Source organism: Aliivibrio sp. SR45-2, from assembly GCF_963890165.1.
Classification (GTDB): domain Bacteria; phylum Pseudomonadota; class Gammaproteobacteria; order Enterobacterales; family Vibrionaceae; genus Aliivibrio; species Aliivibrio salmonicida.
Window position 1 is genome coordinate 1 of record NZ_CAWPRC010000153.1, and the last position, 20254, is coordinate 20254.

Sequence of the window (20254 nt, forward strand, 5' to 3'; positions counted from 1 at the left end):
AGGATTCAGGATTCAGGATTCAGGAAATGATGAGAGGTTGATATGAACGTATCAACCTCTTTTTTGTCTATAAAATAGAGTCATCTATAATAAACACACACCTAAAACAAAAGTCAGGTACCTTTTTATGAAAATCCTTATTTCCTCATTACTTTTGCTTTTCTCGTTCCATTCTTTTGCCGCACCAAAATCTGAGTTGTGGGACTATTGGAATATTAGTAACGAAAACAACCCAACGACAATTTCACACCAATACTGGCAACAAACACTCGACAAATACGTCGTGGCTGAAGGGGAGTACACACTTTTTGATTACGCCAATGTAACCGACGCCGATGAACGAACACTAAACAGTTATTTACGTCAAATGCGCCGTATTGATCCAAGAGAATATAAAAAAGCAGAACAATATGCGTATTGGGTGAATCTGTATAACGCCATCACCGTAAAAATTATTTTGGATAACTACCCAATTAAGTCAATAACTAAACTCGGAGGATTATTTAGCTTTGGTCCTTGGGATGAAAACGTGGTTACCGTTGCAGGTAAAACCCTAACCTTAAACGACATTGAGCATCGAATTCTTCGTCCTATTTGGAATGATCCTAGAACTCACTACGCCGTAAATTGCGCCAGCTTTGGCTGCCCTAATTTACAACAAAAAGCCTTTACCTCTAGAAACCGTGATCGTTTATTGGATAAAGCCGCAACCGAATTTATTAACAGTAAAAAAGGTCTTTATATTGGGACAGGAAAAGTGCAGCTCTCTTCTATTTATGACTGGTTTAGTGTCGATTTTGGAACCCAAGCAGAACTATTTAAACACTTAAAAAAATATCGCCCAGAATTAGAACCATTCAAAGGCGATATCAGTTATGACTACGATTGGAAGCTTAATAAACAATAATAGTGTAAATTAAAAGAAAGGGGTTATTTAATCCCTTTTGCTTTCTTAATTAAATCGTAGGCACCTTGGATTTCTTGTGCTTTTTCTTTTGCCATGTTCATCATTTCAGGTGGTAAACCTTTAGCCACTAACTTATCTGGGTGATGTTCATTCATTAATTTACGATGCGCACGTTTAATCGCTTTAGCATCAGCATCTTCACTAACCCCTAATAAATTATAAGCGTCCTTCAACTGATTCGCAGAACTTGCTTTTTGCCACTGCCCATTGCTTTGATGTGACCCACTCTGCTGACCAGAAAAACCACCGCCTTGTTGAAAACGAAAAGCGGCCTCTTGCATTTTTAAACGTTTTTCAAGTTGCGCGGCACTGAAACCAAGCTCTTCTGCAACAATGTGTAAAATATCTCTTTCACTCGGATGAATATCGCCATCCGCAAGAGCCGATGCAATTTGTAATTCCAAAAAGAACTGCAATAAATCATAACGACCACCCGTAATAGAACGGATTTTTTGTAATGTTTCTCTTAATGGAAAATTGTTTTCTTTGCCTTCAATGAACGCTTCTTGTGCTTCTTTCTTTTGAGCAGTACTTAAGTTCATACGCTCCATCATCATAGAAGCGAGCTGGATTTCTTGTGCTGTTACTTGCCCTTTTGCTTTAGCAACGTGCCCCATAACAGCAAAAGCAGCATGAAAAAACTCTGCTTGTTTCTCTGTTTGTGATGCTCCACCCGTTTGGAATGTAAAACCACTGTTTGCCATTCGTTTTGCTTTATCAAATTGATGGCCAATGAACACCCCTAAAGCAGCACCAAAGAAGCCGCCAAATAAGAATCCAAAAAAACCACCTAATATTTTGCCAAATATTTGCATTTTATATTCCAATTAATGAATTATTCTATTTTTACTCTGTCACACAATGAGCAAATGCAACCGCTTACTTTACAACCTATAATAGATGATATCGACATCTTAAGGTGGTTTGGGCATAGCTTTTGCTTTATTATAAAGGATTATCTCTATCTAGTATCTTTGAGTATATCAGCGGATTAATATAACAAACAGGAACGTCTAACTCGATGTCTTTTACCTCTCGCAGCTTACTTGCTTCATTTACTGGATGCCTTCTTTATGGATCCCCTGCCATTGCTGATGATGCAGGCCAATCCATACCTCCAGAAAACAATATTATTTTCCCTTTGAAAACTGATGCAGTGAATTCTTGTCAAGTCCCTGTAAAGATGTCAAAAGAGGAAGAAGATCAACAGCCTGTATTAATTCAAGCAGACAGTGTTGAAGCTCATAATAACTCAAAAGCCACCTATAAAGGTAATGTGCATGTCATAAAAGGACGCCAAGAAATAAAAGCGGACAATATTACATTGCACCAACAAGAAAACATCGCCATAGCCGAAGGTAATGTTGATTACTCAAGCATGGACATGAGATCAAAGTCAGATAAAGTCACAACGGATTTAAACACCGAAGACACCACGATGATCAATACATCATATAAAATGTCTTGTCAGCCTATTCGTGGTACTGCTAGCCGTGTATTAAAAACAGGGCAAGCTATTTATCAATTAGAAGATGCCTCATTTACTACCTGTCCTGCCGGTGATAAAAGTTGGCGCTTTAAAGCCAGTGATATCGAATTAGATCAATCTGATGAATGGGCAACATTCTACAATGCTCGCTTTGAAATTCTTGATGTGCCTATTTTATATCTTCCATATATAACCGTGCCCGTCGGTGATACCCGTAAAACAGGGGTGTTAATTCCAAGTGCAGGTTTAGACAGTAAAAATGGATTTGAATTATCCGTTCCAATCTATTGGAATATTGCCCCAAACTACGATGCAACAACCACCATTAATTACATGGAAAAACGTGGTACCCAATTAGAAGGGAATTTCCGTTATTTAACCGATTTTGGTTCTGGCGAAATCGATGCAGAATACCTCGGCGATGATGCGAAATACAAAGAAAAAGGCGCTCGTTGGGGAGCAAGCTGGAATCACTCAGGCATTTATAAACAAAACTGGAAATTTGAAGTTGAATACTCACAAGTCAGTGATATTACTTATTTCCAAGATTTAAACTCTAGCATTGGTACGCGTGACGAAGGTCAATTGCAGCAATCTGGTGAGGTCTCTTACCGAACTCAAGATTGGGATTTAACGATGCGTGTTCGTGATTTCCAAGTCCTTGTCGACAATAGTTATCCATACCGCTTGATGCCGCAAATGGAATTTAACTATTACGCACCTCAGTTTTATAATGAATTCGATTTCAATTTAAATAGCCATATAAGTAAATTTGAGACTGATGATCCAACAAAGCCGTCAGCCACTCGTGTTCACATGGAACCTAAATTAAGCTTACCATTAAGTGGGACTTGGTGGTCATTAACACCTGAAACGAGCTTACTTTATACTTATTACACCCAAGAATTTGACGCAACAAAAGATCCGTCACTATCTGATTTAGCGGCAGAAACTGACCGAACTATTCCAGAAGTCCGTATCAATGGTGCTATCTATTTAGACAGCACGCATAAATTCTTAGGTGAATACTTACAAACATTAGAACCGAAAATACAGTATTTATATGTACCAGAAGTCGATCAAAGTGATATTTATGGTGGTACCGGTGAAGGTGGTTACGACAGTAGTAAACTTCAGTTAGATTACTATGGTTTATTTAGAGATCGCCAATACAGTGGTGTTGATTATATTGCGGCAGCAAATCAATTCAGTATTGGGGCAACGTCTCGTTTTTATGATGATGCTTACAAAGAGCGAATGAACATCTCATTTGGTCAAATCCTATACATGAATGGATCTGGCACTTCAAATGAAGGCGATGATAAAAATTCATCGGCATGGGCGATAGAAAGTGATTTCAACTACGATGATTATCTTTTCTACCATGGTGGTATTCAATACGACTCTAATGTGGACGAGCTACAGGTTGCAAACAGCACCATAGAATACCGACACAGCAATGGTTATGTTCAGCTTAACTATCGTTATGTAAGTAAAAACTACATCGAAAGTAACGTAAACTTTCAAGATGACCTAGATAAAATAACTCAACATGGCATTTACCAAGCAGGGTTCTTAACGCAGTACAACATCAGTAATAGCTGGCAGCTCCAAGCACAATATTTTCATGATACAAAAGAAGACTACATGCTTGAAGCTCTCGTCGGTGCAACTTACCTAAGTGACTGTTGGTCATTTGGTTTAACTTATAGTGATCAGTTAATTGCACCAGAAACCTCCGGTTCTATTGGTAGTTATGAACCAGAATATGAAAGTAACTTAATGCTTTCTATTGCGATTCGAGGTTTAGGCACCAATACGGGTATTACATCAGGCACAGCAACCAATGCGTTAGGCTATGGTCGCCCATTCTATTTAAATAATTAATTATAGGGACACGAGTTAACGCTAACGGATATCGCTATCGTTAACTCTCTATACACTCTTGGATGACACTATGAAAAACTGGAAAATTCCATTTATTAGCAGTTTATTACTAATACTGACAATAAATGTACATGCCGCTCCCGTAGAGCTTGACCGCGTTATTGCCATTGTAGATGAAGGCGTTGTATTACAAAGTGATATTGAAACTTCATTAAAAACAGTAAAAATCAATGCTCAAGAAAAAGGACAACCGTTACCTGAAGAAAGCGTGCTGCGTGAACAAGTATTAGAAAAATTGATTCTTGATACCATTCAAAGTCAACAAGCGGAAAAAATGGGTATTCGTATTGACGATACTCGTTTAGAAGAAGCATTAAACAATATAGCAAAAGACAACAAAATGACCTTGGCGCAGTTACAACAAAAAGCGGCCTCTCAAGGCCTCGCTTATGCCGACTTCCGCGAACAAATTCGTAAAGAAATTGCAGCAAGTGAAGCTCGTAATGCACAAGTTCGTCGTCGTATTAATATTCTACCTCAAGAAGTAGAAAGCCTTGCTCTGTTACTTTCGGAAGAAACTCAAGCGACAGTCCAATACAAAATCAGCCATATTCAATTGCGTACTGATGGTGCCACTCAAGCAGAAAAAGAAGCTCTAGAAAAACAAGCTCAAGAACTGACTGAACGCTTAAAACAAGGCGCTGATTTTGCAACAATGGCGTACACCTATTCAAAAGGACCAAAAGCACTGCAAGGCGGTGATTGGGGTTGGATGAGAAAAGAAGAAATGCCAACGATTTTTGCTGATCAAATTACAGGTCAAGGAAAAAGCAGCATCATTGGCCCATTCCGCTCTGGTGTTGGTTTTCATATTATAAAGATTGACGATGTAAAAGGCCTAGAGACCGTTGCTGTTACTGAAGTAAACGCTCGTCATATCTTAGTTAAAACATCGGTTATAATGAGTGATGAAGGTGCAGAGCGACTATTGAACCAAATCACTTCAGATATAGCATCAGGAAAAGAAACATTTGCCGCGATGGCTCAACGTTATAGCCAAGATCCAGGTTCAGCAGCCGCAAATGGGGAATTAGGTTTCCAGACTCCAGACCTATATGTTCCAGAATTTAAACATCAAGTTGAAACTCTACCTGTTGGTCAAATAAGTAAGCCATTTAAAACAGTTCATGGTTGGCATATTGCTGAAGTATTAGAGCGTCGCCAAGTTGATAGAACTGATGCTGCGATGAAAAACAAAGCTTATCGAATTCTAATGAATCGCAAGTTTAACGAAGAGTCAGGCGCTTGGTTACAAGAAATCAGAGCGAGTGCTTATGTCGAAATCCTGCAAGATAATGATGACAGTGATGAAAATGAATAATATAAAACGCATAGCAATCACACCGGGAGAACCCGCGGGCATCGGCCCTGATCTTGTTCTTTCTATTGCTCAACAAGATTGGCCTCATCAATTGGTTATCTGTGGTAATCGAACGGCATTAGAACAAAGAGCAAAACAATTAAAGTTATCAATTAATATTGAAAACTACGATGTAAATACACCCGTAAAATCTCATCGTGCTGGGACATTAATTGTAGATAACATTGAATTAGGCACAGATGTTATTGCTGGCGAGTTAAACGAAGCGAATGGTCACTATGTATTAGAAACCCTAACGCGCGCCGCTCAAGGTAATATGGATGGTGAGTTTGATGCCGTAGTTACCGGCCCAGTACACAAAGGGGTAATTAATCGTGCAGGTGTTGCTTTTAGTGGTCATACCGAGTTCTTTGCCGAATTATCGAATACACAACAAGTTGTAATGATGCTAGCAACAGAAGGACTTCGTGTTGCGTTAGTAACTACTCACATACCTTTGGCTTATGTCGCTAAAGCAATTACTGATGACCGATTAAAACAAGTTATTCGAATCTTACATCAAGATTTAATCACTAAGTTTGGCATCACTAATCCAGCTATTTTTGTCTGTGGTTTAAACCCACATGCAGGTGAAGATGGCTGTCTTGGTCGTGAAGAAATTGATATCATTACACCCGCACTAAATGATTTACGTGAAAAAGAAAGCATGAACCTTATTGGTCCTTTGCCCGCTGACACGTTATTTCAAGATAAATACTTACAAGAAGCTGATGCCGTGCTCGCGATGTATCACGATCAAGGGCTTCCTGTGTTAAAATTTAAAGGATTTGGAAAGTCGGTGAACATTACATTAGGTTTGCCTTTTATCCGAACTTCCGTAGACCACGGTACTGCATTGGAATTAGCGGGTACTGGAAAAGCAGATGCAGGAAGCTTTATTACCGCACTTACCCATGCAATTGAACTGGTAGAAAATAAATGAGTACAAGAAATGATGTCCATTTAGGCCATAAAGCGAAGAAACGCTTTGGTCAAAACTTCTTAAACGACCCTTACGTAATCGATGGAATCGTATCTGCAATCAACCCTCTGCCAGGTCAAAACCTTGTAGAAATTGGTCCAGGTCTTGGGGCAATCACTGAGCCTGTTGGCCGTGAAATAGACAAATTTACTGTTATCGAACTTGACCGTGATTTAGCCGCTCGTTTACGTACTCACCCTGAATTGGGCAGTAAATTAACCATTTATGAAGGCGATGCAATGCGCTTCGACTTCACGCAGCTTATTCAAGAAGGCAATAAATTACGTATTTTTGGTAACTTGCCATATAACATCTCTACACCATTAATGTTCCACCTTTTTGAATTTCATAAAGACATACAAGATATGCACTTTATGCTACAAAAAGAAGTGGTTAACCGCCTAGCGGCAGGTCCAGGGACTAAAGCTTATGGCCGCCTAACAGTAATGGCTCAGTATTACTGTAAGGTAATGCCTGTACTTGAAGTGCCACCAACAGCATTTGTTCCGCCACCGAAGGTTGATTCTGCCGTCGTTCGTCTAGTGCCTTATGAGGTACTTCCGTTCCCAGCGAAGAACTTAAAATGGCTTGACCGCGTATGTCGTGAAGGCTTCAACCAACGCCGCAAAACAGTACGAAACTGTTTCAAAGCACTATTAACAAAAGAACAATTGGAAGCATTAGGTGTTAATCCTTCCCATCGTCCTGAAAACTTAACGTTAGAGCAGTTTGTTATCATGGCAAACTGGTTGAATGACAACTACCAAGCTGAATCAACAGAATCGGCTTAACTTAGTGGTTCATCATTAACGAACACAGTAAAATAAAAGGTGACTTCATTGTCACCTTTTTTCTATCTACTCCCATATTGATGAAAGGAAATATTCATGGCGACCTATTTTGTTGGCGATATTCAAGGCTGTCTAGACGAACTATTGTTGTTACTCGATCAGGTCAGCTTTGATAAAGAAAAAGATCAACTTTGGTTAACTGGAGATCTTGTTGCTCGTGGACCAAAATCTTTAGAAACTCTTCGCTTTGTAAAATCATTAGATAAATCCGCCGTGACCATTCTTGGCAATCATGATCTTCATCTGCTCGCGGTATCTCAAGGTATTTCACGCATAAAAGAAAAAGATAAAACGGCCCCTATTTTTACCGCGCCTGATAGTGAAGAATTACTTACTTGGCTACGCCATCAACCATTATTAGCGACTCACGCTCAGCATAATATTGTCATGACTCATGCTGGGATCTCTCCGCAGTGGAATATAGAAACTGCCACTGAATGCGCTCGTGAAATTGAATCTGTTTTAGTTTCTGACAAATGGGTATGGTTATTAGAAAACATGTATGAGAATCAACCTGATTTATGGCAAAGCGATCTTACTGGTATAAACCGTTATCGTTACATAATTAACGCGTTTACACGTATGCGTTTCTGTTACCCAGACGGACGTCTAGATATGGAATGCAAACAGCCACCACAAGAATTATCTTCAGACGATAAAGAAAAACTAATTCCGTGGTTTGATCTTAACTCTCGACGCCCTCTTTCTCACACTGTGATTTTTGGTCATTGGGCTGCATTGATGGGTTATGAAAACAATGGCGTAATAGCATTAGATACAGGCTGTGTCTGGGGGGAATATATGACGATGTATCGAGTCGATGATGGACAATATTTCACACAAAAGGCGATAAGCTAGAAACTATACGCTTCGCTAACTAGAGACTATAAAAGCAAAAGATAGACGGCTTCGCCTTGAGAGCGCTTCGCTATAAGACGCAACAAGTTGTTTGAGGGGTAAGAAGCTCAAAAGCGAGAGCTCCTGAAACCTGCTTTTCTCTTTGCTTTTATTCCTCAGGGCGCAGCCTCCTTAAGCGAAGCGCCCTTTAGAACGAAGTTCGTCCTACTCTTACCTTTCTAACACCACAAATTCCATATCGTACTGATTCTTTTCATCTTTCAAATACATCTCAGAATGCGTCTGGTTCCACCCCTCTCCCCAATCAGGGAATTGAGTATCTCCATCAATATCAGCATCAATAAAGGTAAGATAAAGAGTATCAGCATCAGGTAAACACGCTTTATAGATAGAGCCACCACCAATGATCATTAGTTCTTCAATATCGCCTGCTGCCGTTTTCGCATCATTGATTGAAGTAACACAAGTTACCCCCTCAATATTTAAATTCTCATCACGACTTAATACGATATTTAAACGACCCGGTAATGGACGACCAATGGATTCATAAGTTTTACGCCCCATTACGATTGGCTTCCCCATTGTCGATTTTTTAAACCACATAAAATCAGCGGGTAAATGCCATGGCATTGTATTATCAATACCAATAATTCGATTCTTCGCCATTGCCGCAATCATACTAACTTTCACTGAATTTCCTTCTCATTAATTTTATTTATACGATTGATTTTCTTCGATAAAAAAGCAAACCAGGCATCGCTAACCCAATCGCTAGTGCTGCAATCGTAAATAAGGTTTTAATTAAATTATCGATCATCAGAGCCCACAATTCAGGAGAGTATCCTAAGTGATTTATCTCAACAACCGCAATCATCGCCTTAAAAGCAAAAACACCGGGGATCATTGGAATTAATGCCGCGACAGTAAAAACTTTAGGGTGAGCTAAAAAACGATGTGACCAATGAACACCAATCATACCCACCACTGTTGCTGCACATAATGTAGCCCACTCTAATGGTGCGCCATAATGCATTAATAAAAATCGAGTTCCATGCCCAATGGCACCACCAATCGCACAATATTTTAATGCTTTCACTGGCACATTAAAAACTAAAGCAAAACCGATCGCGGGGATCATTGCAAAAAACATGTCATTCAATAAGGCGAGGAATAATTCAAAAATAGACTGCATAGTTATATTATCCATTAGTCAATCCACCCCCACACGCCGACTAAATTCATTGCACCTACAATGCCAATACTGGTCGCCAAAGTAAGTAAAGTCGCAAATGTCCAACGTGCAATACCCATATTAACGTAACCTTTCACCATATCAGCAACCGCGTTGATCAATGGAAAACCAGGAACGAGCATCAAAACAGAGGATGCCATGGCAAGAAAAGGCGTATTACCTATATGATAAATAACCGCTTGAGAAGAAATAAGCGTAGTAACAAAGGCTGTAATACCAAAGTTAAGTAAAGGATTGAAATGTCGGTGTCCGATTTCTTGACGAACAATCATGCCCAAAGAAGAGGCCAAAAATGTCATCATAAAAACAGGCCAATCTCCACCAGCTAAGCGACTAAAGCTCGCGCAAGACAATCCAATCATAACGACAACTAACCAACGATTGTAACGTTCAGGACTAATATTATTTAACTTATGAGTCGCTTCATGACGATCTAATAACCCTTTTTCGGACATAATGCATATCCGTTGTATTTCCGTTATTGCTCTCATATTAATACCGCGATCAGGCGCTCTTCTCGCCGTCGTCACGCAATGTTCATTTATTACTGTCGTTATTACCAACGAACTGGCTGATAATGATATTTCAACCTCATCAGCCCCAACTGCAATCCCTAACCGTCGGCTCACATCTGAAACTAAGCTGCTTTCAGCGCCATGCTGAAGTAACATTTGTCCTGCCTTAGCCACTAAACGTGATATTTCCCTTTGCTGTTCTTCCATTTGAATTCGCAATAAATAACTTAATATAAAATGATTCTAATCTTTTCTCTTCTTACTTTTAATGACTTAAATAAAAAAAACCGCAACAAGTGCGGTTTTTTATAATAATTGTCTTGATTAAGACTTAATCACGGGCATAGATAACGTGACCATCATCTTCTTCGTCATCCCAATCATCATCGTCGTCACCGTCTTCAGTAACCACGTTTTTACCAGACATTGCGTCTTTATGATAATCATCCCACATGAAGTCGACTTTAAGCGCCGCTTTTTCTTCATCTGTCATGATTTCTTTAGGTAACGTATCCATAAAGTCAGAAAGTTCATTACACACTTCTTGAGTACCTGTACGGCTTACCGCAGCAATTTTGAAGTGAGCGCCTTCCCAAGCTAATGCTTCAAGGATCTCTGCGATCTTCTCATCGGCTTCAGCTTCAAGTAAGAGATCCGTTTTGTTAAACAATAACCAACGAGGTTTTCCAGCTACTTTCTCACTGTATCGCTCTAACTCATCAATGATCGTTAGGGCATTTTGAACAGGATCACTGCCATCAATAGGAAGAATATCGATCACGTGAAGCAATACACGACAACGCTCAAGGTGCTTCAAGAAACGAACACCAAGACCGGCACCTTCAGCAGCACCTTCAATCAGACCAGGAATATCAGCAATAACAAAACTCTTATTACCACGAGCACGTACTACACCTAAACTAGGGATAAGCGTCGTAAACGGATAATCAGCTACTTTTGGTTTTGCTGCAGATACTGCACGAATAAACGTTGATTTACCCGCATTTGGCAAGCCAAGCATACCAACATCAGCAAGAAGAAGAAGCTCTAGACGAAGTTCACGAACTTCACCCTTTGTTCCCATTGTCTTTTGACGAGGAGCACGGTTAACTGATGATTTAAAACGAGTATTACCTAAACCATGCCAGCCGCCTTTAGCTACCATGATCTTCATACCGTGAGCCATTAGCTCTGCAACTTTCTCGCCAGTATCAATATCGATAGCGCGCGTACCAACAGGTACTTTCAATGTAATATCTTCACCACGTCGGCCAGTACTATTCGTACCACCACCATTTTTACCACGCTCAGCATCATAGAAACGGTTAAAACGGTAATCGATTAGGGTATTTAGGTTTTCATCAGCTTCTAGGTAAACATCACCACCATCGCCGCCATCGCCGCCATCAGGGCCGCCTTTAGCTACGAATTTTTCACGCCAAAAACTAACAGTACCGTTACCGCCGTCGCCTGCATCTACTTTAATTGTCGCTTCATCAACGAATTTCATTTTCTTCTCCGAGCTGTAGCGTAAATACTCTTGTCATTATTGGGTACGGTTGGCTTATTAACTGTAGACCAAAATGATATGGTGAGAGTGGATCGTCAATGATCTTTACGTTACGTAATATATCAATATAGTCACTAGGTAAGTATTCTAGCATTTAAACTCATTAGTTATACCAACCTAAAAGAAGTATAAACGACAAAATAGTTAACTGGTGACTATCCATAAATAAAAAGCCCCGCCAGGTGGCAGGGCTTTTAAAATTAGTTTTTAAAAACGATTATTCAGCGTCGATAGAAACGAATTTACGGTTTTTAGGACCTTTAACTTCAAACTTCACTTTACCTTCAGATAGAGCGAAAAGAGTATGGTCTTTACCGATGCCTACGTTAGTACCAGCGTGGAATTTAGTACCACGTTGACGAACGATGATGTTACCTGCAAGAACAGATTCGCCACCGAAACGCTTAACACCAAGACGTTTACTTTCTGAATCGCGGCCGTTACGAGTAGAACCGCCAGCTTTTTTATGTGCCATTTTTTATTCTCCTTAAATTAAGCGCTGATGCCAGTGATTCTGACTTCAGTGAACCATTGACGATGGCCCTGTTGCTTACGAGAATGCTTACGACGACGGAACTTAACGATTTTAACTTTATCGCCACGACCGTGCTGAACTACTTCCGCAGTTACTTTACCGCCAGCTACTAGAGGTGCACCAACAGTGATTTCTTCACCGTTAGCAATCATAAGAACGTTGTCGAAATCAACTGTTGCGCCAGTCTCAACGTCTAATTTTTCCAAGCGAAGAGTTTGACCTTCACTTACACGGTGTTGTTTACCACCAGATTGGAAAACAGCGTACATATTTTACTCCGCTACTTTCGCACTACCATATATTTTGTTTACTCAACAATTTAGGTGTGCGTTAAACTTGTCATCAATAGGGTCCGGATTCTACGCGAATGATTTCAATCTGACAACCCAAAAATGAAGAAAAATGATGAAAAGATCGCCGACATACTCAATAAGCAATAAGGAGGTAATTTTCGACTGTATTGCCTACCCTACTTTAGTGTATTATTTGTTTAATCACTTATTACATTTAAGCCTGACTTAGGCCCTAACCTTGCTGGAATAATAATGGATTTTAAAGCTATCCAAGCCCTCACGGCTGATGACATGGCAATCGTAAATGAAACCATCTTGGCACAACTAAATTCTGATGTTGCGCTTATCAACCAACTTGGTTTTTACATTGTAAGTGGAGGCGGTAAACGTCTGCGCCCAGTTCTTGCCATTTTATCTGCAAAAGCACTTGGATACGAAGGTAAAGACCACACAATGGCAGCCGCCTTTATTGAATTTATTCATACGGCAACATTACTTCATGATGATGTTGTTGATGAATCAGATATGCGTCGTGGTAAAGCCACTGCGAATGCTGAATTTGGTAATGCCGCTAGTGTACTTGTTGGTGACTTTATCTACACTCGTTCATTCCAAATGATGACGAGCTTAGGATCAATAAAGATCCTTAGCTTAATGAGTGAATCCGTCAATGTGATCGCAGAAGGTGAAGTGCTTCAATTAATGAACTGCAATGATCCTAATACAACTGAAGAAAGCTACATGCAAGTGATCTATTCTAAGACTGCACGTTTATTTGAAGCAGCGACGCAGATCGGCGCGATCCTAAATAATGCATCACCAGAAATAGAAACGGCTTTACAGAATTACGGTAAATATCTTGGTACCGCTTTTCAACTTATCGATGATGTCATGGATTACACCTCTGACGGCGAAGACATGGGTAAAAACGTTGGCGATGATCTCGCAGAAGGCAAACCAACACTTCCTTTATTACATGCCATGAACAACGGTAACGCTGAGCAAGCAGCAATGATCCGTCATGCTATAGAGCAAGGTAATGGACTGGATAAACTCGATCCTATTTTAGCCTGTATGAAAGAAGTGGGTTCACTAGAATATACAAAACAAAAAGCAGATGAAGAAGCGGACAAAGCAATCGCTGAACTTTCTATTATTCCAGAATCTGAATACAAAGAAGCATTAAAAGCACTTGCTCATCTTGCTGTTAAACGCAGCAAATAAGGCTTTTATATCAAGATAAAATAAAAGGGCTGATACTTTTAATAAGTATCAGCCCTTTTCTATTTAAAGATATCTACGTATGCATTAAGAATTTACTTAATAAATTCTTCGCCAATTTTAATATCCGCTTTTAACGTATCTAGCATGCTATCTAGTGCATCTTGTTCAAAAGTAGTTAATTCGCCATAGTGTTGAATCTCTTCAACACCATTTTTACCAAGAAGAATTGGTTGCGCGAAGAAACGAGCGTGTTCACCATTGCCTTCAACATACGCACATTCTACAACCCCTTTCTCACCACTAAGCGCTTTTACTAGTGATAAACCAAAGCGACATGCCGCTTGGCCCATTGAAAGTGTCGCAGAACCGCCACCGGCTTTAGCTTCCACAACTTCCGTTCCTGCATTTTGAATGCGCGGTGTTAATGCTGCCACTTCTTCAGCGGTGAACTCAACACCCTCAACTTGTGAAAGCAGAGGAAGAATCGTAACACCAGAATGCCCACCAATAACAGGAACACGGATCTCTCCTGGATTTTTACCTTTTAACTCAGCGACAAACGTCTCTGAACGGATCACATCCAGTGTGGTTACGCCAAACAATTTATTTTTATCGTATACCCCTGCTTTTTTTAATACTTCAGCAGCAATTGCCACGGTTGTATTAACAGGGTTAGTAATAATACCAATGCATGCCTTTGGACAAGTCACTGCAATTTTTTCAGCCAATGACTTAACAATACCCGCATTAATATTGAAAAGATCTGAACGATCCATTCCTGGCTTACGAGCAACACCAGCAGAAATTAAAACAACATCAGCGCCTTCAAGTGCTGGTGTTGGATCTTCTCCGCAATACCCTTTAATTGAAACTGGTGTTGGGATATGACTAAGATCCGCAGCAACCCCAGGGGTTACTGGTGCAATATCATAAAGAGCAAGATCCGAGCCGGCTGGTAATCGATTCTTAAGAAGTAATGCTAATGCTTGTCCGATGCCTCCAGCGGCGCCAATAACAGCAACTTTCATGTTCGTTCTCCTTGAGGTAGTAGAGGTATATTTTTTTATTATTAATTTATTTTCAAACTAAAAGTGACGTTATAGCAAGCTCAAATGAAATTCAATGCTATTCGCTTCGCTTTGCGACCTTACGCAATGACATACGATCCGTGCTACAAATTCTCTATCTATTATATAAATATAACATCGGTAATTATTCACAAAAACGACGTTTTGATTTGCCGATAGTTAAATATTTATGCGAGAATAGTAAGAATTATTGCAAAAAGAATCAAAACAGCATGCGAAATAATGAAAAACAAGAACGACTAGTTAAAGAATTTAAATCGATTCTAAAAGCAGAGCGATTTGGTTCCCAAGGTGAAATTGTCGATGCCCTTCGTATATCAGGTTTTGACAATATCAATCAATCAAAAGTATCTCGAATGCTCACTAAGTTCGGGGCCGTACGCACACGTAATGCAAAAATGGAAATGGTCTACTGCCTACCAATAGAGTTAGGCGTTCCAACGGTTTCTAGTTCTCTACGTGAACTGGTTATGGACGTTGATTACAACAGTGCATTAGTGGTTATCCATACCGGCCCAGGTGCTGCTCAATTAATTGCTCGTTTATTAGATTCCCTAGGAAAAGCCGAAGGTATTTTAGGCGTAGTTGCTGGTGATGATACTATTTTTATCACTCCTACGCGTAACATCGAAATTAAAACGTTATTTGATTCAGTCTGTGACCTTTTTGAATACAGCATCTAAATAAACCCTCACAAAAGATCACCTTTAATTTATAAACGTGATCTTTAGCTCTCCTCTTTTTCTTCACTCCCCCTTCAATCTAGTCATTAGATTGTTAAATAAATACGCAATATAAACAGTCAAAGCTATCAATAGTTGTTTATTTCACACTTTTGATAGTTTTTAATTAACACAGTTTTAAAATACTCGCATTAGTTTGGTATCATTCGTACGCCATTTCTGTAACAGGAAATTTAAAACACTTTGAATATGAAGTGAATAAATAATGCGTCTTACTTTCTACGATCTAATATTAAGAACGATGAACAGTAAAGAAGCAACATAATAAGGAAGGGAATAACATGGCATTGAAAAACTTAATTAAAGTAAGTGCAGTTGCAGCAGCAATGCTTGGTGCTGGCATGGGAACCGCAAGCGCTCAAGAATTTATTACAATTGGTACTGGTTCTGTCACCGGTGTTTACTACCCAACGGGTGGTGCTATTTGTAAGTTAGTGAATAAAGATCGTAAAGAGCATAATGTTCGTTGTTCTGTTGAGTCCACTGGTGGTTCAATTTATAACGTAAATACTATCCGTTCTGGTGAACTTGATTTTGGTATCGTGCAATCAGATTGGCAATACCATGGCTATAACGGCACAAGTAAATTTGAAGCTCAAGGTCCTTACAAGAAACTACGTGCAATGTTCTCTCTTCATACAGAACCTTTTAACATCATTGCTCGTTCTGATTCAGGTATCAACGACGTTTCTGATTTAGCAGGAAAACGCGTTAACATTGGTAATCCAGGCTCTGGTGACCGTGCAACAATGGGTGTTGTGATGGATGCAATGGGCTGGACAAACGACAGCTTTAAACTTGCATCGGAACTAAAAGGATCTGAGCGTTCACAAGCACTTTGTGATAATAAAATTGATGCCTTCATCTACATGGTTGGTCATCCAAATGGCTCAATCAAAGAAGCAACAACATCGTGTGATGCTAAATTAGTTCCTGCTACTGGTCCTAAGATCGATAAGATTGTTGCAGATAACCCTTATTACGCTTACACAACCGTTCCTGCTGGCATGTACCGCGGAACAGAAGGCGATGTAAATAGCTTTGGTGTTGCAGCTACGATGGTTACGACATCAGACGTATCAGATGAAGTGGCTTACAGTGTTGCAAAAGCAGTATTTGAAAACTTTAATACCTTCAAGCGTCTTCACCCTGCGTTTGCTACGCTGAAAAAAGAAGACATGGTTAAAGCGGGTATTTCTATTCCATTGCATCCTGGTGCGGTGAAATATTACAAAGAAGTTGGTCTACTAAAATAGTTCCCTTCTATACAACTCAACGTTAATTAAAAAACTGGGTTGTCTAAATCAAAGAGGCTAAATAGTCTCTTTGATTCTTCGCAACACCATCTGATCTTTTTACATAACGGACAACAATCAATAATAAAACGGATTTGAAGATCATCTCTTTTTAGCCTATACGTTGGCTTATATTCAACAATCTAATACTTAATGATTAAGTGTTAGCTTCGACCATCACTAAGGAAAAGTACATGACGCAGTCGTCTAATACGTCACAAGATGTGCAAGAAATGGTGGCCCAATCAGATACTGGTGCTCGTTCACCTGAAGGATTATCTGGCCGAATTTTATGGTTTGTTCCACTATGTTGGTCTTTATTCCAACTTTGGTATGCCTCCCCTTTACCGTTTATTTTCAATTTCGGCATACTGAATGATACTGAAGCTCGATCGGTGCATTTAGCCTTCGCCATCTTTTTAGCTTTTACTGCTTACCCTGCACTTAAAAACTCACCAAGAGATCGTATTCCCGTTATCGATTGGATACTTGCTTTTGCTGGTAGTTTTTCTGCCGCTTATATCTATATTTTTTATACTCAGCTCGCAGAACGCTCAGGGGCACCAACAACACCAGATATCATCGCCTCAGTCGTTGGCATGGTCTTATTATTAGAAGCAACTCGACGCGCTTTAGGCCCTCCATTAATGGTCGTGGCTGCCGTCTTCTTGCTTTACACTTTTGCTGGCCCACACATGCCTGATGTTATCGCGCATAAGGGAGCCAGTTTAAATAAAGCCATGTCACATTTATGGCTAACCACTGAGGGAGTCTTTGGTGTTGCCTTAGGTGTCTCAACCTCTTTTGTTTTTTTATTTGTACTCTTTGGTGCCATGCTAGAAAAAGCCGGCGCGGGTGCTTACTTCATTAAAGTTGCCTTTTCTCTGTTAGGTCATATGAAAGGAGGCCCAGCAAAAGCCGCCGTTGTGGCTTCAGGCTTATCAGGCCTTGTTTCTGGCTCATCGATTGCAAACGTCGTAACAACAGGTACTTTTACCATTCCATTAATGAAACGAGTCGGTTTCTCTGGTGAAAAAGCCGGTGCCGTCGAAGTTGCCGCCTCTACCAATGGGCAGTTAACGCCACCAATCATGGGTGCAGCCGCCTTTTTAATGGTTGAATATGTTGGTATTTCTTATGTTGAGGTTATTAAAGCCGCTTTATTGCCTGCTTTAATTTCTTATATTGCTCTTCTTTATATTGTTCATCTTGAAGCCTGTAAAGCCGGTATGAAAGGCTTACCTCGCCGCCATACACCAACCTTAGTTCATAGCCTATTATCCTTTACTGGTACGATTCTTGGCCTTTGTGTGCTTAGTGCTGCTGTTTATTATGGTATTGGTTGGACTAAAGATGTCTTTGGTGACGCCGCAACCCCTATTGTTACCGTTGCACTGCTACTTTCTTATGTCGGATTAACTAGCATCTCTGCTAAATACCAAGAACATGCGATGATGGCGATTGACGAAGAACTAACTGAAGTACCCGATCCAGGACCAACCATCAAGTCCGGTCTTCATTTCTTATTACCAATTGTCGTTCTCGTTTGGTGTTTAACGGTTGAACGCTTTTCGCCGGGTTTGTCTGCTTTCTGGGCATCCGTGTTTATGATATTCATTCTCCTGACTCAACGCCCATTAATTGGTTTCTTTACTAAAGAAGGCACACTTGTTAATCAAATAAAACAAGGGGTTGATGATCTGCTCGAAAGCTTAGTGTCTGGTGCCAGAAACATGATTGGTATCGGCGTTGCAACGGCGGCGGCAGGTATTGTCGTTGGTGTGGTTACCTTAACGGGCATTGGTCTTGTTATGACGGATTTTGTTGAATTTATCTCGGGTGGCAGCATTATTCTTATGTTGTTATTTACCGCGGTAATCAGCTTAATTTTAGGCATGGGGCTACCAACGACAGCAAACTACATTGTCGTATCAACCTTAATGGCCCCCGTTATCGTAACGCTAGGAGCCGCTCACGGATTAATTATTCCATTAATAGCAGTGCATTTATTTGTGTTCTATTTTGGTATTTTAGCCGATGACACGCCCCCCGTGGGTCTCGCCGCTTTTGCCGCTGCTGCCATAGCAAAATCGGATCCAATCCGTACTGGTATCCAAGGGTTCACTTACGATATTCGTACCGCTATATTGCCTTTCATGTTTGTCTTTAATACCCAATTACTATTAATGGGCATTGATTCTTGGTGGCATTTAGCATTAACCATTATTTCCTCCATCATCGCAATGTTAACTTTTTCCGCTGCGACACAAGGTTGGTGGTTTACGAAAACAAAATGGTGGGAAGTTGTTTTACTATTACTCATCACTTTCTCACTATTCCGTCCTGGTTTTTGGTGGGATCAAATCTATCCAGCCAAAGATTATTACCAAGGTATTGAGATCGCTCAACTTGCAGAAGAGTTAAATGTGGGACAATCACTCACCTTAGAAGTCTCTGGAGAAAATCTAGAAGGTAATATCGTAAGTAAAACGGTACGTTTACCTTTTGACGATCGAGCGGTAACTGGTGAAGAACGTGTAAGCTCTATGGGGCTAATGCTGTCTAAAGTCGATAATAAAATGATCGTCGACATGGTCGAATTCGGCAGTCCAGCGGAAGCTTCAGGAATAGATTTTGATTGGGAAATAACGAATGTGGTTCTTGATGCAGAGCGTCCACTAAAAGAATGGGTATTTATTCCAACTCTTCTTCTACTGTTTGCACTGGGCTTTAATCAGCGTCGCCGAGCGAAAAAGGAAAACTTGGCCGCATAAATTAATGAATGGAATCTAAGGGGAGAATAACTCCCCTAATTAGGTAATAAAAATTATGTATAAACAAATTTTGGTTCCAGTAGATTTAAACGATAAAGGCTTTGCTGATAAAGCGGTTGAAATGGCAGTTTGGCACGCAAAACACTCTAATGCTGAATTACATTTGCTTAACGTATTACCGGGGATCCATATGTCGATGGTATCGACCTATTTTCCTAAAGGTGCAGCGAAACAAATGAAAGAAGATGTATCAAAACAGTTAAATGAATTTGCGGCTAAATTTGTGGATGATGATGTGGTATACAGAGTGCATGTTGCCGAAGGGAAACCTTATGTCACTATTTTAGATTATGCTGAACGTTTAGGTGCCGATTTGATTGTGATGCCAAGCCATAAACGATCTAAAATTGATAAAGTTATGCTGGGTTCTGTGGCGAGTAAAGTTGTCGAAAACTCACCAATTAACGTGATGGTTGTCAAACCTCAAGGTTAATCCCCCCTATTTGATACA

At 40.0% G+C, this 20254-nt stretch carries 20 protein-coding genes; 11 read left to right on the plus strand and 9 right to left on the minus strand.

The genetic code is table 11. The annotated features are described in order from the left end of the window. Positions 1–127 precede the first annotated feature (127 nt). A complete protein-coding gene (locus AACV33_RS10650; RefSeq protein ID WP_017021521.1) occupies positions 128–907 on the plus strand; it encodes a DUF547 domain-containing protein in 780 nt (259 codons plus the stop codon). A gap of 23 nt (positions 908–930) precedes the next feature. Here the strand turns inward: AACV33_RS10650 and djlA are convergent, their stop codons facing one another. Beyond that, positions 931–1782 (minus strand): co-chaperone DjlA, encoded by an 852-nt coding sequence (gene djlA, locus AACV33_RS10655; RefSeq protein ID WP_012549199.1) that lies wholly within the window; start codon positions 1780–1782, stop codon positions 931–933. 206 nt (positions 1783–1988) lie between these two features. Between djlA and lptD the strand changes: the two genes are divergently transcribed. The 5 genes from lptD to AACV33_RS10680 all read left to right on the plus strand — a co-directional run bounded on the left by lptD (position 1989) and on the right by AACV33_RS10680 (position 8454). Continuing rightward, positions 1989–4343: an LPS assembly protein LptD gene (lptD, locus tag AACV33_RS10660; RefSeq protein WP_017021522.1), complete on the plus strand. Its 2355-nt coding sequence runs from the start codon at positions 1989–1991 to the stop codon at positions 4341–4343. A 70-nt stretch (positions 4344–4413) separates the two neighbouring features. Further along, on the plus strand, positions 4414–5724 hold the full coding sequence (gene surA, locus AACV33_RS10665) for a peptidylprolyl isomerase SurA (RefSeq protein ID WP_017021523.1): 1311 nt from the start codon (positions 4414–4416) through the stop codon (positions 5722–5724). Further along, on the plus strand, positions 5717–6706 hold the full coding sequence (gene pdxA, locus AACV33_RS10670; protein WP_083199086.1) for a 4-hydroxythreonine-4-phosphate dehydrogenase PdxA: 990 nt from the start codon (positions 5717–5719) through the stop codon (positions 6704–6706). Before surA ends, pdxA begins: the two co-directional genes overlap by 8 nt. Then, positions 6703–7536: a 16S rRNA (adenine(1518)-N(6)/adenine(1519)-N(6))-dimethyltransferase RsmA gene (gene rsmA / locus AACV33_RS10675; RefSeq protein ID WP_012549195.1), complete on the plus strand. Its 834-nt coding sequence runs from the start codon at positions 6703–6705 to the stop codon at positions 7534–7536. Before pdxA ends, rsmA begins: the two co-directional genes overlap by 4 nt. Before the next feature lie 96 nt (positions 7537–7632). Then, entirely contained in the window at positions 7633–8454 is an 822-nt protein-coding gene (locus tag AACV33_RS10680) for a symmetrical bis(5'-nucleosyl)-tetraphosphatase (RefSeq protein WP_065611985.1), read from the plus strand. Positions 8455–8664: 210 nt separating this feature from the next. Here AACV33_RS10680 and folA read toward each other — a convergent pair whose 3' ends face one another. The 7 genes from folA to rplU all read right to left on the minus strand — a co-directional run bounded on the left by folA (position 8665) and on the right by rplU (position 12595). Next, positions 8665–9144 (minus strand): type 3 dihydrofolate reductase, encoded by a 480-nt coding sequence (gene folA, locus AACV33_RS10685; protein ID WP_065611984.1) that lies wholly within the window; start codon positions 9142–9144, stop codon positions 8665–8667. 25 nt (positions 9145–9169) lie between these two features. Beyond that, on the minus strand, positions 9170–9661 hold the full coding sequence (locus AACV33_RS10690) for a threonine/serine exporter family protein (RefSeq protein WP_065611983.1): 492 nt from the start codon (positions 9659–9661) through the stop codon (positions 9170–9172). After that, on the minus strand, positions 9661–10428 hold the full coding sequence (locus AACV33_RS10695; RefSeq protein WP_065611982.1) for a threonine/serine exporter family protein: 768 nt from the start codon (positions 10426–10428) through the stop codon (positions 9661–9663). The genes AACV33_RS10690 and AACV33_RS10695 overlap by 1 nt, the downstream gene beginning before the upstream one ends. Before the next feature lie 124 nt (positions 10429–10552). After that, entirely contained in the window at positions 10553–11731 is a 1179-nt protein-coding gene (cgtA, locus tag AACV33_RS10700) for an Obg family GTPase CgtA (protein WP_012549190.1), read from the minus strand. Further along, on the minus strand, positions 11718–11885 hold the full coding sequence (locus tag AACV33_RS10705; RefSeq protein WP_023604396.1) for a hypothetical protein: 168 nt from the start codon (positions 11883–11885) through the stop codon (positions 11718–11720). Before AACV33_RS10705 ends, cgtA begins: the two co-directional genes overlap by 14 nt. A 123-nt stretch (positions 11886–12008) precedes the next feature. Further along, entirely contained in the window at positions 12009–12266 is a 258-nt protein-coding gene (rpmA, locus tag AACV33_RS10710; RefSeq protein ID WP_012549189.1) for a 50S ribosomal protein L27, read from the minus strand. A gap of 17 nt (positions 12267–12283) precedes the next feature. Then, complete coding sequence (gene rplU / locus AACV33_RS10715; protein WP_012549188.1) at positions 12284–12595, minus strand: 50S ribosomal protein L21; 312 nt, start codon at positions 12593–12595, stop codon at positions 12284–12286. Positions 12596–12871: 276 nt separating this feature from the next. On the opposite strand from rplU, the gene ispB reads away from it, so the two are divergent. Next, positions 12872–13843: an octaprenyl diphosphate synthase gene (ispB, locus tag AACV33_RS10720; RefSeq protein ID WP_017021529.1), complete on the plus strand. Its 972-nt coding sequence runs from the start codon at positions 12872–12874 to the stop codon at positions 13841–13843. A gap of 92 nt (positions 13844–13935) precedes the next feature. Here the strand turns inward: ispB and mdh are convergent, their stop codons facing one another. Further along, positions 13936–14871: a malate dehydrogenase gene (gene mdh, locus AACV33_RS10725; RefSeq protein WP_182700202.1), complete on the minus strand. Its 936-nt coding sequence runs from the start codon at positions 14869–14871 to the stop codon at positions 13936–13938. Between the two features lie 272 nt (positions 14872–15143). On the opposite strand from mdh, the gene argR reads away from it, so the two are divergent. From argR to AACV33_RS10745, 4 genes are all read left to right on the plus strand, one after another. Beyond that, positions 15144–15614 carry a transcriptional regulator ArgR gene (argR, locus tag AACV33_RS10730; protein ID WP_012549185.1) on the plus strand — a complete coding sequence of 157 codons (471 nt, stop codon included), beginning with the start codon at positions 15144–15146 and terminating at the stop codon, positions 15612–15614. A gap of 341 nt (positions 15615–15955) precedes the next feature. Next, entirely contained in the window at positions 15956–16930 is a 975-nt protein-coding gene (locus AACV33_RS10735; protein ID WP_017021532.1) for a TAXI family TRAP transporter solute-binding subunit, read from the plus strand. 233 nt (positions 16931–17163) lie between these two features. Further along, complete coding sequence (locus AACV33_RS10740) at positions 17164–19743, plus strand: TRAP transporter permease (protein WP_023604394.1); 2580 nt, start codon at positions 17164–17166, stop codon at positions 19741–19743. A gap of 55 nt (positions 19744–19798) precedes the next feature. Further along, positions 19799–20236, plus strand: a complete 438-nt coding sequence (locus AACV33_RS10745; protein WP_012549182.1) for a universal stress protein — start codon at positions 19799–19801, stop codon at positions 20234–20236. Positions 20237–20254: the final 18 nt, after the last annotated feature.

Bases quoted from the DNA above. Each gene is read 5' to 3' on its own strand.
- mdh (WP_182700202.1), bottom strand. From the start codon at position 14,871: ATGAAAGTTGCTGTTATTGGCGCCGCTGGAGGCATCGGACAAGCATTA.
- ispB (WP_017021529.1), top strand. From the start codon at position 12,872: ATGGATTTTAAAGCTATCCAAGCCCTCACGGCTGATGACATGGCAATC.
- djlA (WP_012549199.1), bottom strand. From the start codon at position 1,782: ATGCAAATATTTGGCAAAATATTAGGTGGTTTTTTTGGATTCTTATTT.
- AACV33_RS10740 (WP_023604394.1), top strand. From the start codon at position 17,164: ATGACGCAGTCGTCTAATACGTCACAAGATGTGCAAGAAATGGTGGCC.
- lptD (WP_017021522.1), top strand. From the start codon at position 1,989: ATGTCTTTTACCTCTCGCAGCTTACTTGCTTCATTTACTGGATGCCTT.
- AACV33_RS10745 (WP_012549182.1), top strand. From the start codon at position 19,799: ATGTATAAACAAATTTTGGTTCCAGTAGATTTAAACGATAAAGGCTTT.
- argR (WP_012549185.1), top strand. From the start codon at position 15,144: ATGCGAAATAATGAAAAACAAGAACGACTAGTTAAAGAATTTAAATCG.
- surA (WP_017021523.1), top strand. From the start codon at position 4,414: ATGAAAAACTGGAAAATTCCATTTATTAGCAGTTTATTACTAATACTG.
- AACV33_RS10695 (WP_065611982.1), bottom strand. From the start codon at position 10,428: ATGGAAGAACAGCAAAGGGAAATATCACGTTTAGTGGCTAAGGCAGGA.
- AACV33_RS10705 (WP_023604396.1), bottom strand. From the start codon at position 11,885: ATGCTAGAATACTTACCTAGTGACTATATTGATATATTACGTAACGTA.
- AACV33_RS10680 (WP_065611985.1), top strand. From the start codon at position 7,633: ATGGCGACCTATTTTGTTGGCGATATTCAAGGCTGTCTAGACGAACTA.
- pdxA (WP_083199086.1), top strand. From the start codon at position 5,717: ATGAATAATATAAAACGCATAGCAATCACACCGGGAGAACCCGCGGGC.
- AACV33_RS10735 (WP_017021532.1), top strand. From the start codon at position 15,956: ATGGCATTGAAAAACTTAATTAAAGTAAGTGCAGTTGCAGCAGCAATG.
- cgtA (WP_012549190.1), bottom strand. From the start codon at position 11,731: ATGAAATTCGTTGATGAAGCGACAATTAAAGTAGATGCAGGCGACGGC.
- rplU (WP_012549188.1), bottom strand. From the start codon at position 12,595: ATGTACGCTGTTTTCCAATCTGGTGGTAAACAACACCGTGTAAGTGAA.
- AACV33_RS10690 (WP_065611983.1), bottom strand. From the start codon at position 9,661: ATGGATAATATAACTATGCAGTCTATTTTTGAATTATTCCTCGCCTTA.
- rsmA (WP_012549195.1), top strand. From the start codon at position 6,703: ATGAGTACAAGAAATGATGTCCATTTAGGCCATAAAGCGAAGAAACGC.
- rpmA (WP_012549189.1), bottom strand. From the start codon at position 12,266: ATGGCACATAAAAAAGCTGGCGGTTCTACTCGTAACGGCCGCGATTCA.
- AACV33_RS10650 (WP_017021521.1), top strand. From the start codon at position 128: ATGAAAATCCTTATTTCCTCATTACTTTTGCTTTTCTCGTTCCATTCT.